At 49.6% G+C, this 13,468-nt stretch carries 8 protein-coding genes; all 8 read right to left on the bottom strand.

Features of this window, described 5'->3' with window-relative positions:
* Positions 1 to 475: 475 nt before the first annotated feature.
* Complete coding sequence (locus IE099_RS18270; protein WP_189573337.1) at positions 476 to 1,690, bottom strand: tyrosine-type recombinase/integrase; 1,215 nt, start codon at positions 1,688 to 1,690, stop codon at positions 476 to 478.
* A 145-nt stretch (positions 1,691 to 1,835) separates the two neighbouring features.
* Entirely contained in the window at positions 1,836 to 2,795 is a 960-nt protein-coding gene (locus IE099_RS18275) for a phage tail protein (protein ID WP_189573339.1), read from the bottom strand.
* Between the two features lie 2 nt (positions 2,796 to 2,797).
* Positions 2,798 to 3,772: a phage tail protein gene (locus tag IE099_RS18280; RefSeq protein ID WP_189573341.1), complete on the bottom strand. Its 975-nt coding sequence runs from the start codon at positions 3,770 to 3,772 to the stop codon at positions 2,798 to 2,800.
* A 17-nt stretch (positions 3,773 to 3,789) separates the two neighbouring features.
* Positions 3,790 to 4,791: a tail fiber protein gene (locus IE099_RS18285; RefSeq protein WP_189573343.1), complete on the bottom strand. Its 1,002-nt coding sequence runs from the start codon at positions 4,789 to 4,791 to the stop codon at positions 3,790 to 3,792.
* 18 nt (positions 4,792 to 4,809) lie between these two features.
* On the bottom strand, positions 4,810 to 5,799 hold the full coding sequence (locus IE099_RS18290; RefSeq protein WP_189573346.1) for a tail fiber protein: 990 nt from the start codon (positions 5,797 to 5,799) through the stop codon (positions 4,810 to 4,812).
* An 88-nt stretch (positions 5,800 to 5,887) separates the two neighbouring features.
* Positions 5,888 to 6,178 (bottom strand): hypothetical protein, encoded by a 291-nt coding sequence (locus IE099_RS20880; protein ID WP_189573349.1) that lies wholly within the window; start codon positions 6,176 to 6,178, stop codon positions 5,888 to 5,890.
* 101 nt (positions 6,179 to 6,279) lie between these two features.
* Complete coding sequence (locus tag IE099_RS18300; RefSeq protein ID WP_189573352.1) at positions 6,280 to 12,993, bottom strand: FG-GAP-like repeat-containing protein; 6,714 nt, start codon at positions 12,991 to 12,993, stop codon at positions 6,280 to 6,282.
* An 18-nt stretch (positions 12,994 to 13,011) separates the two neighbouring features.
* Positions 13,012 to 13,467: a hypothetical protein gene (locus IE099_RS18305; RefSeq protein ID WP_189573355.1), complete on the bottom strand. Its 456-nt coding sequence runs from the start codon at positions 13,465 to 13,467 to the stop codon at positions 13,012 to 13,014.
* Position 13,468 lies beyond the last annotated feature (1 nt).

Raw genomic sequence — 13,468 nt, forward strand, 5'->3', positions numbered from 1 at the left:
AGAAGGTTTTTCAATCCATCCGAGCGCTCCTCAAGGAACCTGATGTTCTTAAATCAGTCTGCAATCCTTACTCCGAATAACGGCAAGTTCATTTGAAAAACGGTCTACTTCGTGCGAACCGACCCCTTCAAGCAGGGACACCCCGCAACGCCCCGCCGCCACCAGTCCGCGAAACACCAGCAGTCTGCAGCGTTCTCATTCTTCGCCCTCCAGCAGCCTTCTCGTGTTTCCTGCCACCTCCCGTTGTGCCTTGAACATCGTGTTCACGAAGTTCGGTCGACTTTTCTATCGGCTAGGGGGACGCGGTCCCCACGCGCCTGCAAGGGTATCCCCAACCTTCCGCCATTTCGCTGCACTTCATTTTGTGCAGGCTGGGTGAGCCCCCTCCCTTGCAGTTGCTACCCCCTGCGCTTCGCCAGCGTGTCAGAAGGCAGGTTGATTTCTGCCTTCAATTGAAAGCCCTTTGTTTGATTTCCTATGAATTGCTCAATGAGGGAAGTTTTCCAATCGCATCGCGGAGAACTTCATCGCCAAGGTGTGTGTAGATTTGATGGATCTCGCTACTGGTATGGCCTGTGAGCTCCTGACGGATTTCCGGCGCGATATCCCGATTGGCAAGGAGAGAGGTGAAGGTGTGCCGAAGAGAATGAAAGCTTCTTTTGACTTCGATCCCCCCTTGGAGAGTCTTTCGTTTTGGAACCTTCGCTTCAGCCATGATTTTGTTGAACCGGTTGTTCGGATCGCTTCCTTTTAACTTGGAGAGTTCATCGAAAACGTAGGTTTCGTTCTTTCCAACTTGGCGGGAAACAGCGTTAAAGGCGTCGGTGGTCAGGGGAATGCTGCCAACTTTTGGTTTTTTCCCGTCGCGTTGTTTGACGAGGCGGACGTGGAGTTTTCTTTCGGATAAAGCAACTTCGGTCCATTTGAGGCGAATAATATTCTCCCGTCTTAGACCTGTGTGAGCTGCAAGAATGATACCCGCTTTCCATTCTCCCTCGGCAGCATTGATAAGGGCTACTAATTCCTCATGATCGAATTCACCGATGATTTCGCTGTCGGTTGGAGGAAAGTTCTTAATGGGGGCTGCGACATTTCTCGAGATTTTGCCTCGATCAAAGGCTTCTCGAAAGGCCCCCCGCAGATGGCCGAGTTTGTGGTTTTGAGTTGATTTTTTAACGGTGCGCCCTCCTCTTGCCTTTTGGACGGCAAGCCAAGCTTTGACTTCTTCTAGGTCTTCGGTGGTGATGAGGTCGAGGCGCTTATCAGCTTTCTTACCAAGAGCTTCGAGAACGTGGCGAATACTGCGATTTCTGCTTTCGGTTGCTGCAAAAGACTCGGTAGGACTATGCGTTTTGCTCCACTCCCAGAGCCATTCTTTAATGGAGGAGATTTTTAGCTCTTGGCCACTGTAGTGCTGATAGATGTCTGAGACTGCCTTTCGGGCATGAGCTTCAGTAAGCTCGCCTTCGTTGGCTAGGCGTTTGATTTCTGCGACGATTTCGGCAACAACACGATGTTTTGATGAGTAGGACTTGCGAAGTTTGTCCTCTTCTTTTTCCCATTCCACTGCGATGGCTTGTGCCTCTCGCTTTACCTTGGTCCCTGTCGAGCGGTAAACACGCTTCCCGTCGGCCCCTTTGAAGGCCGCATAGAATACGGGAGATTGTTTTCGCTTGAAGATCGACGCCATGACAACCCGGAAGGATGAAGGCGCCGGTAGGTTTAGTTCAAATTTTACGAGCTTTGAGCAGTGTGAAACTTGTTGATAACGTTGCGACGGTTACATGCTTCTATGATTGAAAGCGAAAATTCTGAAACGGCATCCTGTTCCTATCTCAGAGTTTAATGATAAAGTTCAATGCTAGGAAGGGTGACATGTTGTGATGGGGGACCGCTGGTGGACCGCTGTTATATTTAAGCCTGTGGCTTGCGTGGTCACCTGCACCTGCGCGAGCTATTTGAATCCATGGAGAGTAGGAGCCGTCCAATGGAACCAAAGCATCGTTCCAGCCTCGTTTTGAATGCTCAGAGACTGCGTCCCAATAGAGCTGTTTAAAATTTTGCTCATTCTCAGCTAAAGTGTGAGTTTCAGCGCCTCCTTTTTCAGCTAAAGTTCTCAAGCTTCCTGTTTGTTGCCCTTCGGCTGTATTTCCTTGGCCGACACCAAGTATGTTACGTCCTCTCAAATCTGGGACCATGAAGTTTGAAGCGCTATCACCTCCGTAAGTTGTTCCGATTACCGTAAAGAGGTTGGAAAGCTCTGGATTTGCCACGCTATCGAGAGGGCTTCCGTCACAGAGAATCCAAGCTTCCGGTGCAGTTGTTCCTGCAAATGCAACGACCGTGCCAGTTGGAACCCCGTGGAGGGCTCTGAAAGCATAAGCCGTGGAAGCAATTTGTTCTCGAGGAAAGGTCGCGCTTTGTGGGTTTGGTTGAGTTCCATCAGGAAGGTCTAAGATTGTTATACTGATGAAAGTGGAGGATTGGTTGAATGTGTCTGAGAGACGATTAAATCGACTTCCTTGAATAGTTTCGCCTCCCTCATTGGACAGGAGGATGTGAAAATTACCATCAGTGATACTGATGTCGATGCTCCGACCCCAGAGTAGGTCTCCTCCCGTCTCGTTGTCCCAAAATTGAAAGCCGATTTTATAGATTCCGTCAGCCATTGGTTTACCGTCGTTTTGTGTGAGACGGCCACTGTAGTTGAAAATTTCAGGAGTGCTTGAGCAAAGGTCTGAAATTCCAGAAAGGAGGACTGTGAAAAATAGGGAGATTGTGTGTTGTTGTTTCATATTTAGAATTTGATAATGTAGTTTACATAGGCGTTTGAGGGGCGAGTTTCAGATGAAGTTCGAGGCTCACCATTTGTGAAATCGGTTTCAACTTCCGTTGCTGTATGCCAAGTCTTGAAGACTTGTTCACCGTTGCTGTCGATCACATCCATATTGTTTGAGTCATCAAGAGATGACCCTCCCTTGGTTCCGCCTCGACTTGAGCCAAGTGCAACTCTGTGAAAGTGTCCTTGGAATGCATCGTTTTGAACGCTTCCTACGTTTAGGCCCTCAGTTCCACCAGGTGACATCGCAGTTCGACTGGATGAGTCTGGGTCGCGGTCGGATGGGGTGCCGTCTGGACCATCGACGCCGCGCAAGAAGCTGCCTCTATAGTCAGGTAGGTTGAAGGTGGTTTCGGAGGAGGTTCCGTGTGCGGTTCCAATTGCGGCGAAGAGTTTGGGATAGTCGTTTCGGTTCAGTTCTTGACCATGGCAAAGCAGCCAACCTTCAGGGGCTACTTGTCCGCCGAAAGCGATAATTCCTCCCGAGGGTGTTCCGTTATCAGCAGTCCTAGCTCTCTGCGAATTGAAGGCATAGGCTGCTGATGCAATCTGTTGGCGAGGAAAGGTTGCTGCAGATGGTGTTCCGTCCGGGAGAGATACAATCGATACTTCAACGAAGGTTTCAGAGAGGGAAAAAGCATCTCCGATTCGGTTGAAGCGGGTTGACGGGATGGCTTGTCCGGTATCGTTCCCTAGTAGGACGTTGAAGTCGTCATTGACAAGTTGAACGGGAAGAGTTCGTCCCCACAAGAGTTCTCCTCCAGTTTGGTTGTCCCAGATGCGAAATGTGAGCTGGTATTGTCCGTCTTGTAGGGAGTTGCCATTTTCTTCAGTGAGTTTACCGCTGTAGTTGAAGAGTTCGGAGGCGGAAGCCGATATCGAGAGTAAACCGATAAGAAAGATTGTCGTAAATTTTTTGAAGATGAATTTCATTGAGTTAGAAAAATGAATTAGTATTTGATGATGTAATTAACATAGGCATTTTTGGGCCGTGTTTCATTTGACCCTGAAAGACTTGCTTCTCCAACTGTTGCCTCTTCATCGTTTCCGCCAAATTCGTAAGCAAGATCAGGGAATCCTCCTAAACCGCCATTTGAATTCACGCGTCTCCAAACAAGGGTTCCAGCTTGGGTAACAAGATCACCGTCATCTCCTGAAATTGGTGCTTGTGTGGAAGCTATAAAATGACGGTGAGCCTTGAATGAGTCATCCTGGACGCTGCCTAGGGTGTTGCCGGTGTTGCCGCCGGGTGCTATAGCTATTCGGGTGGCGGAGTCGGGGTCACGGTCGGAGTTGGTGCCGTCAGGGCCGTCGACACCTCGGAGGAAGAGGCCTCTATAGTCGGGGAGATTGAAAGTTGTTTCCGAAGAGGTTCCGTGCGCAGTTCCTATTGTTGCGAAGAGTTCCGGGTAATCGATGCGATTCAATTCTTGACCGTTGCAGAGCAGCCAGCCTTCTGGGGGGCTTGCCCCAGCAAAGGGGGATACTAGGCCGGGAGGCACGCCATTGTCTGCGCTTTCAGCGCTTTCTGAGCGAAAAGAATAGGCGGTGGAGGCGATGCGTTGTCGTGGGAAGATTGCTGAAGTTGAGCTAGGTGCCGCTCCGTTAGGGAGGGCAACGATGGAAATTTCAATATAGGTTTCCGGTAAAGAAAACGCATCGCCAATGTAATTGAACCGAGTTCCAGAAATCGGATTGCCTGAGTCGTTTCCTAATAAGACGTTGAAGCTGCCGTCAAGCACTTGAACGGGAAGAGTCCTTCCCCAAAGCAGTTGTCCGTCTGATTGGCTATCCCAGATCCGGAAGCCTAGTTCATATTGTCCGCTCTCGAAAGCCACGCTGCTTTCGTTCCTTAGTTTTCCGCTGTAGTTGAAAACCTCGGAGGCTTTTAAATTGAATGAGGGTAAGGTGAAGAATAGAAGAAAGAGAGAAGTAATGGAGAGTGCATGCATGGTTCGGATAATTTTTTTTCAGTATTTGATGATGTAATTCACGTAAGCGTTGGCGGGTCGGGTTTCTGCTCCTCCAGATTGACTGGTGCGTCCTACATTCGGTTCTTCGGTATGACCGCCCAAATCATACTCGAAGTTTGCGTTGTGAAGGCCGGGTTGGCCCTGATATCTTTGGCGAGCGATGGTCTCGTCTGGTGAATCCAAGTCTACAGTATTGGCGTTATCGTGTCTGGTTGTGAGATGTCGGTGAGCTTTGAAGTCGTCAGCTTGAACGCTGCCAGGGGCGTTTCCTGCGCTTCCTCCGGAAGCCATGGCGGTTCGAGTTGTCGAGTCGGGGTCGCGGTCGGAGTTGGTGCCGTCGGGGCCGTCGGGGCCGTCGACGCCGCGGAGGAAGCGGCCTCTGTAGTCGGGGAGGTTGAAGGTTGATTCGGAAGGGGCCCCGTGGGCGGTGGCGATGGCGGCGAAGAGTTCGGGATGTTCGGTCCGGTCTAAGGCGGTGCCGTCACAGAGCATCCAGCCTTCGGGGACGTTGACTCCTGCAAACGCGACGACGGTGCCTACTGGGACTCCATTGTCCGCTTTCTTGGCTCTAAAGGAATAGGCGCCGGAGGCAATGCGTTGACGAGGGAAGGTTGCCGTGCCTGAGGCCGACGTAGAACCGTCAGGAAGGGTCTCGATGGTGACTTCGATAAAAGTTTCGGGGAGAGAAAATGCGTCAGCGATTTGATTGAATCGAGCGGACGGAATGGTCGCTCCGGTATTGTCTCCTAACAGGGTGTTGAAGTTTCCATCGACGAGTTGGACTGGAAGACTTCTTCCCCAGAGGAATCCTCCTGCATTTTGGTTGTCCCAGATATGGAAGCTCAATTGATATTGGCCATTTTGGAAAGCTGTTCCGTCTTTTTTAGTTAGCTTGCTACTGTAGCAGAATAACTCGGCGGTGGCAAAATCAAGAGCGTATAAATTGAAGAGAAGTGGAAGGAAAATGATTGAAAATGATTTTCTCATGGGAAGTTAGGTGTTTTGATTGCCTCTCAGTGGCGATGGTTCATTTCATGTGACCTGTTTGCTTGCGGGTGAGAAGTGCCGAGGTGGTTCATCGGAAAAAATGTAATATAAATTTCTCGATAGATTTGATTCCATGTTTGTCTGTTCTTTTTTCGACTCCGTCTATTAGTATGACTCCTGAAGAGTCGATTAATACAAATTTATCTTTAAAAATGTATTTCACCCGAATTTTGTCGCTATCGATTTTTCCGGGAACTCCACGCAAATGAAGTTGGTGTATAAAATTGTGGAAATTATGTTTTTTTGACCGTGATTTTTTCTTTGTTCCTTTTTCTTCGATGTTATTCTCGGTGATGGGAGTAAAGGTTTCGGCATTCATCGGGACGTAGAATACTGTCTGATACATTTGTGTTTTCTGTTTGGAGCAGGCGGAAATCGATAACAGTGAGGTAAGTATCACAAAGATGAGATTTTTCATGTTCAATACCTTATGCGAGAGGGTTGTCCTAATGAGTTCATAATCGGGTTCTCGTTGCGTATAGTGTTGTGCAAATTTAATGGTCCGTTATCTCGATCCCCCATGATTGCGTGGCCTAACTCGTGCGCAATTATTCGGGTGGTCGAGGCTGGCATCCAGCCTTGGGTGGTGAGAATGTTTGTGCTTAATGCTGGGTCAACGTATATCGTGTCATGATGAGTGAAAGTGAAAGCGTTGTTGGAAACTCTTAAGTCTACGTTAAAGCTTTGCGGGAATAGTCCTAAAAATCCATTTCTTCTTTGCAGTGTCGATAGCATTTGTTGGCCTCTCGGTGTACTGAAAATGTGCCCAATTGATGTGATTGTATCTGAGCGTTGTTTTTCTGTTCCTCCTATTATATCGAACTGCACGTCGCCAATGTCAATACTTGAGTCAAATCCTAAAAGCCGTCTAAATATTTTTGTGACTCCGCTCGGAATGCTATCTCTTCTATTGTCGCTATTATTTATAGTGTAGCCTTCAGATTCTGTGTTGGATGAAGTTCTTGAATGTTGGAATATTTGCAGAAATGCAGAGGATTGAGCCCCGTTTGCGAATTTCTGCCCCCCGATAACTGAGGAAGTACCCCCGATAATAGCTGATTTTATAATTCGACCGATCCAGTTGTTACTTAGAAATTTAATGCTTTGACTTGCGTTGCCTAAAAGTGAACTTGTGGCCCCTTGTAGTATTGATGTCAGAGCATTCCCTCCGCTTGCGATGGTGAAAACTCCATTTGCTAGTGCTCCCCCTAAGCCTGGACTAATGTTTAAACTATTCCACAAATTAGAAGAGAGTTTCGAGGCGCTGCCAATTAATGATGAAGCGAAGCCTATTAGTCCTCCTCGTATCCCTCCTTTACGAAAGCCCTCGTAGGTGTTGTAAGCGATTGCCAGGTATTGTCCTATTCCTGGTATCGCATTGAGGGCAACACTGATAATGGTAGAACGAAATTTTTGAAAGAAGCTTGAGGCAGCTTTGAAAATTTTTCTGAAGAAGTATCCTGATGGGTCGGTGTAGCTGACGGGGTTGTTAAGAACGTAGCTGTAGCGATCATGGCTCTGGAGATTTGTTGGGTCAGGAATGTTAGGGTCGGCAGACAGCATGCGACCCAAATATGGATCGTAGATGCGACCATTCATGTGAACGAGGGCGAGATCATCCAGCATTTCGTGGCCAGTGAAGCCCTGATCTGTGGGGCGTCCGGGTTGATGGTCTGGAGTTAGAATTTGCCAAGTTTGGGCATCACGTCGCTGACCCCACGCATTGTAACTAAGAACTTCAACGAAGTCCTCAGCAATGGAGATGTCTTCTCGGGTGATGGCATCTACGGAGCCGAGATGATCTCGGTGGAAATAGTAACGATAGCCGTCAGGTGCATAGGGCTGAGCATTCGGGTAAGTCGGAGTCGAATCATCTGCCTTGCGATGATAGACGCCTACGACTCCAGTTGGGGTTGGGATGTAGACTCGAGTGGTCTTGGTCTGCCATGCGCCATTAACGCTTTCCTGCTCCTGCTCAAAAAGGCCTCCGATATAGACCTTCTTGGTGGAATCTACACCGCCTTTTCGCAAGGTATGTGTGACCCTTTGACGTGACGGGCCGTAGGTGAAGAGTGAGCCGGTGTTGCCTTTGAGGATACTGCGGGGTTTGGAGTATCCGTTCCAAGTAAAATTGGTTCGTCCAGTCCGGGTATCGGTGCGTTGGGTCATGCAGCCGTTGGCATCGTAATCTAGCCTCAGGTCACCAGCTGATTCGACAGCATGGAAATGTTCTTCGTCGTAAATATATTCGCTGCCTGGATTGCGGGTGACATCGTTTTTAGTCTTGATGCGACCATAGGGATCGTAGCTTGCGACCTCCTCTAGTTGACCTCCGGTGAGAGGGCTACCGATGTGAGTCAATCGTTCAAGGAGGTCATAGTCAAAGGACTCGCGTAGGGGATTGTTGGTGTTTCGTGAGTCAGTGCGAAACTTGAGATTGCCGTGACCGTCAAAGCTGAAGGACCAGTCCTGCACGCGTTTGACGCCTCCGTTTATGTCATCAAAAAAGACAGACTGAATGGATTGTAAAAAATGATTTTGGTCATCGAAGGTCTGAAAAGTTTCGACTCCATTCCCGAGCTTGAATTCTTTGAACTGTCCTTGTGGATTGATATCCGAAGGGTCAGCTTTCCACCAGCTGACGCCTCCCAGATTGGTGACCTCGGTGATGTAACCACTGTCCGTGCGGATATTCTTGAAACCATATTTCTCCCAGCGGCGGTCAGACTTGCTTTGTTCGAAGGCCCGGATGCGCCAACTGAATTGCTGGGTCTCGAGCCGGCTTTGAGCATCGAAGGTGCGTTGAGTGAGAAACTCTTTGCCATCGACTTGATGTATCTCGAAGATTGGACGGGCAAATTGGTCGAAGGCGTAGGCTTGGATGAAGGTGGTTTGGCCATTCGAGTCTTGGACGAACTCGAAGGATTTCGCTCCAATGAGGCCGCGCCCTGCATTGTTGTAGTTGGCGGTGGAGTCGTAGCGCCAATGGTGACTTTCATCGTCATTCGGGTCGCTAGTTGAGCCGTCAAAGAATGTATCGGTGGGGCGTCTGAGAATATCATAGTCGTAGCGAGTGACTTGATTCTTGGCATCGGTTTCCTGCTTCAGGTCTCCTTCGGCAGAGTATTGATATTGCCGAAATCCCATGTCGGCGTCCCGGGTCTCGCGAAGGAAGCCGCGGTCGTCGTAGAGATTGTTTTGAAGGGGTTGAAGCTCGCCCGAGCTGTCACGTGCTTGTTTGGAAGCAAGATCTCCAATGGCGGTGTAGCCAAAAGTGATAGCGTTGCCCTCGGTATCAATAACCTCCGAGGCTTGACCCTTGGCATTGAGAACTGTTGTTTTGCTCAGGGTGCGGGTGATCTCGTTGAGGTGATTGTATTTGCGCAGTTCGATTTGGCGAAGGCCTGCATCGAGTTGGTAGACAAGGGTGCCGTCTGGAGCTTGGGTTTTATAGGTCCTGCCTAATGCGTCCTGGAATGATTGAGTCTCGTAGGTGTTAAAGCTGCCTTCAAAGTGAGGCTCGGAGACGGCTTTTACTTCGCCCTTCGCGTTATAGCGGTTGTAGTTTTGAATAATCCTACCGTCGGGACCCTCGACAGCGGTGAGGACTTTCCGTTGGAGGTGATCGTAGTATTCAATTTGAAATGGCTGACCAGTGGTCTCGGTTCGGATTTTGTATGTGCCAGGCTCACTCTCGGAGCACCACTCGCGGGAAATGGAGGTGCTTGTCTTGTCAGGTCGGTCGCTACGAAGGAGGAGGCCAAAAGGGGTGTAGTGGAAGATAGTCTGAAGTCCGTTGGCGTCTTCCGCTCGAGTAATTTCTCCGAAGCTGGGATGGAAAGAGGTGTATGCAGGGTGGCCGAGGGCATTTTCGGTTTTGGTAGCGAAGCGGCCTTTTGGGTCGAAGTAGTTGCGTGAGGCTAGATACTCCGGCAACGCGGTTCCACTGAGGTAGGTGCGCTCAATGTTTCCGAAGCCGTCGCGTTGATACCGTGTTTGGAGGGTCTTAGCGGTGAAATCACTTGTAATTGAAGCAACAAAGCCATCATCGAGAATAGTCGACGGCTCGATTGTTTCGCTGGTCTGTAACCCAGTGACAGGGTCGTAGCCGAAGGCAGAAACGCGTTGCCTGACTTCTGACCCCTTAAAAGCCAGTCGTCTGGATTGGATAAGACGCCCGAGAATCCAAGAGGAGGTGTTGGCGGGGGAGTAGAGATTGAGAGTGGTGTCGCTGTGGATTCCATCGCCATAGTCGATATCGATGCGTGAGATGTTGCCGAAGAAGCTACTTCCGGAAGCGGCAAGTTCAGAGGTTGGGTCCGTGGGATAGTTCGAAGTGAGACCTTGAAAGTATGTGGTGGTGGTGGAGTCAGGCTTTTCAAGCACTTGACTGGCCGAGGGTTGAGCCTCTGCTTCGATATTTGGATCAACGAAGACGATGGAATGCTCAGTGGAAGAGGAAACGACCGGCCAATACGTCGAGAGGGAAGGATTGACGGTATCGTCGTGGACGATTTGAACCTTTCTGAGAGTGTTCGAAGATTGAGAGAGAAGTTGGAGGTCGCTTCCATCTTGGCTGGGAGAGAGGTCAATGTATTCCTCTGACTGACTCACCATGCCAATGTGAGGAAAGACTTGGGAAAGGGTCTCGATTGTGGAAATGCCCCTCCTCTCATCCAAGCTTTCAAAAGTTTGGAAGCCTAGGAAGCCACGGCCTTGTGAATGGGAGCGAGCACCGATGTAGGAGAAAACGGAACGGTAGAGACCTCCGACTCCGTCTTCCTTGGTGATTGAGCTTGCGACAAAAAGAGGGGTCTGAAGATCGACGATAGGAAATTGAGCGCCGTTGCCTTTGGTATATACGAGGTTGTTACTGCCGGCGATTGTTGTGTAGTCTACTGATGTTTCTTCCCCGAAGCCGTTTTGAGCTGAGACCATGACGTCGCGCTTAACGGTATTCAGGAAGAGTTCGCGTGTCCCATCGTGGGCGTAAAGAAAGTCAATATCACCATCTCCGTCGGCATCGAGGAAGGTGGCACCATAGCTCTTTTGCTCGCTGTTCACGAGTGGATGTGGAAGCTCGTAGTCGTTTGCTGATTCGGTTGACCAACCTTTGCCGGTATTCAGGTAGGTGGCGCTTTGAGCTGAACCTCCATCAATGCCTTCGTTGGAAAGAATGAAGTCATCCAGACCGTCACCATTGAGGTCTCCAAAATAGCTTCCGTGATCATTCCGGTTATCGGTGGAGTTGGAGCTGACAAGCAGAGGGGGAATGAAGGTAGCTGCAGAAATCCAGCCTGTTCCACTGTTGAGGTAAGCTCCTTTTTGGGTTTGTGAACCGGAAGTCTCGTGGTGGAAGATGTAATCGGGGAGAGAATCGCCATTGAGATCGCAGAAGCGAATTCCTTGTTCACCATTGCTGGAGTCAGACAGCGCTTGAGCCAGGTTGTAACTTGGGGCTGATACCCATCCACCTCCTGAATTGAGGTAGGAGATGCTGGTTAGCGTTGTTCCGCTTTGGTAAGAATAGAGAATGTCGCTGAGACCATCACCATTCAGATCGATAAGGCGGATTGCTCCGAGTTGACTTGAGCTATTGGGAATGTCGGATGGGATGGCGTAATTTGTGGCCAAGTCCCAAACATTGGCGGAACCTTGATTTTCGCCATGGAGGTTGATGTAAGCTCTGCGTTGTTGAAGATTGACGAAGTCTGGAAGTCCATCTCCGTTTAGCTCGACGAAGCGTCCGTAGGGAATGTAGTTACTATCGACGATTTCGTCGGCAAGGAGCCAAGTGGAAGGTGCTGTTTCGAATCCGGTGCCGTTGTTTCGGAAGGCCGCTTTACTGCCATTTCGACTGAACAAAACATCGACCATTTGGTCGCCATCGACGTCAACAGTCCGGTAACCTAGGTCCCGCTCGGAGCTGTCAGTGAAGTCGAAGGTGGGGGTGTAGTCTGAACCTGTGAGCGATGAAAAATCAGCCCCTGTATTCTTGATCGCTTCACGACTGCCTGAGAGGCCAGCTAAAAAATCGGGGAGTCCGTCGGAGTCGAAGTCTGCAATGCGCATCCCTTGGTCTTTGAAGTCAGAACTCCGGAGGTCGTTTTGAAAATCAAGCGTGGAGGTTTGGACCCAGCCAGGACTGATGTTGGGCGAGCTTTGCCACTCGAACAGGGTGGGGTTTAGGTAGGAGTTCTTCCGGCTGCTTGGTGACCCTGAAAATAGTTGGATTGAGTCGATGACACTCTGTCCGGTCGCCGGACTTTGCACGTAGTTGAGTTCGTAGAAACTGAGAGGGTTTGACTCAGCTGAAATGACTGCGCGCTTTAAGCGTTTGGTTAGGGATACTCCTGAGCCGCCGCCATAGCTGCTTCTGGTGTCTGGTCGTGATTCGTATTGAAACTCGACTGAATGATAGGGCGCGAGACCAGCGTTCTCATTTCCAGTGTAAGAGATTCTGACAAGGTAGTATTCGCTCGTGCCTTCTTCGGCATCAGTTTCGTTAAAGCTGAAGTCTATATAGTTGCCGCTTGTGTCTTCGATTCTGGAGAGAGCCCATTCGAGGATGCTGCCATCAGAGCGATTACTGGCTTCAATCTTTGAGTCCTCAGTTCCTCCAAAAGTGAGAATGAGTCCAGACTTGGTCCATGCCTTGAAAGATACTGGGCCGTTTCCCGCACTTCCAAAGGCAATGACTTTTGTGAAGCTTTCAACTTCGGTGCGGTATTCAGATTGGTCGGCTCCGTAGCTTGAGCTAGCGTTGACCAGATTGAGCCTTTCGCCATTTAGCATGAAGCGGTCAAGTTCATCAAAATCTACGCTGTCGATTTGTTCGTCGTCGTGAATCCAAGTGGAAGACGAACGAGTGATGGATTGGATGCCTCCAAGTTTCCAGCCTACTCCCAAATAGCCGTTACTTGTTTGGCTGGAGTAGTCGAATGAGAGGGAAGGTTCCATGCCTGCTGTTCCCGAGGGAAGAGCGAGAGGAATAGAAAAATTGGCTCTTCCGGTATTATCGACCATGAAGTCACCGGGAAGGGTTCCGACCTCAGCAACTTGAGCGCTGAGGGGAAGCAAGGCTTGAGCGACTACTGCTACCTTAAGGAAAGTATTTTTTAGAATATTTTGCATTGTTGTTTCCGAGTGAAATTATTGCTTGAGCCGCTGAACTCGCTTGCGAATCATTTCGTTAACGAGTTGTTGGTGTTCTCGGGTTCCTGGAGTTGCAGAGGGGTTTTCTTCGAGAGAAGAAAATGAGCGGACGATTGATTTCGGGGGCTCTACTTGGTTGTTAGAGGGTGTCGTTTCTTGCGACGTGGCAGCTAGGGGAACAACGTTTGCTGGGGAACGCTCAGCGATCACGCTCTGGTGTTCCGTGAGGTCAATATCGGAAGTGATTTGGGTTTCAGAATCGAGCTGTGGAAGCATGCCGGAAATTACTGAGAGGTTTTCTGCTCCTCGTGCGGTTGGTGAGATAGTCTCAGCTAACTGCTTATTGTCTTCTGAGATGGCGTCGTCGTTGGGTTGTTTTGTGAAAAGCAAAACAATGAAAATGCCTGAGAGACAGAGGATGGTGGCTAGTAGAATGCTTTGTGCGATCTTCATG

It is taken from the genome of Roseibacillus persicicus (genome assembly GCF_014651675.1).
GTDB lineage: Bacteria > Verrucomicrobiota > Verrucomicrobiia > Verrucomicrobiales > Akkermansiaceae > Roseibacillus > Roseibacillus persicicus.

What these genes read in the sequence shown, in the direction of transcription:
- IE099_RS18285 (WP_189573343.1), bottom strand. Translation starts at nt 4,791, where the DNA reads ATGCATGCACTCTCCATTACTTCTCTCTTTCTTCTATTCTTCACCTTA.
- IE099_RS18275 (WP_189573339.1), bottom strand. Translation starts at nt 2,795, where the DNA reads ATGAAACAACAACACACAATCTCCCTATTTTTCACAGTCCTCCTTTCT.
- IE099_RS18280 (WP_189573341.1), bottom strand. Translation starts at nt 3,772, where the DNA reads ATGAAATTCATCTTCAAAAAATTTACGACAATCTTTCTTATCGGTTTA.
- IE099_RS18300 (WP_189573352.1), bottom strand. Translation starts at nt 12,993, where the DNA reads ATGCAAAATATTCTAAAAAATACTTTCCTTAAGGTAGCAGTAGTCGCT.
- IE099_RS20880 (WP_189573349.1), bottom strand. Translation starts at nt 6,178, where the DNA reads ATGAATGCCGAAACCTTTACTCCCATCACCGAGAATAACATCGAAGAA.
- IE099_RS18305 (WP_189573355.1), bottom strand. Translation starts at nt 13,467, where the DNA reads ATGAAGATCGCACAAAGCATTCTACTAGCCACCATCCTCTGTCTCTCA.
- IE099_RS18290 (WP_189573346.1), bottom strand. Translation starts at nt 5,799, where the DNA reads ATGAGAAAATCATTTTCAATCATTTTCCTTCCACTTCTCTTCAATTTA.
- IE099_RS18270 (WP_189573337.1), bottom strand. Translation starts at nt 1,690, where the DNA reads ATGGCGTCGATCTTCAAGCGAAAACAATCTCCCGTATTCTATGCGGCC.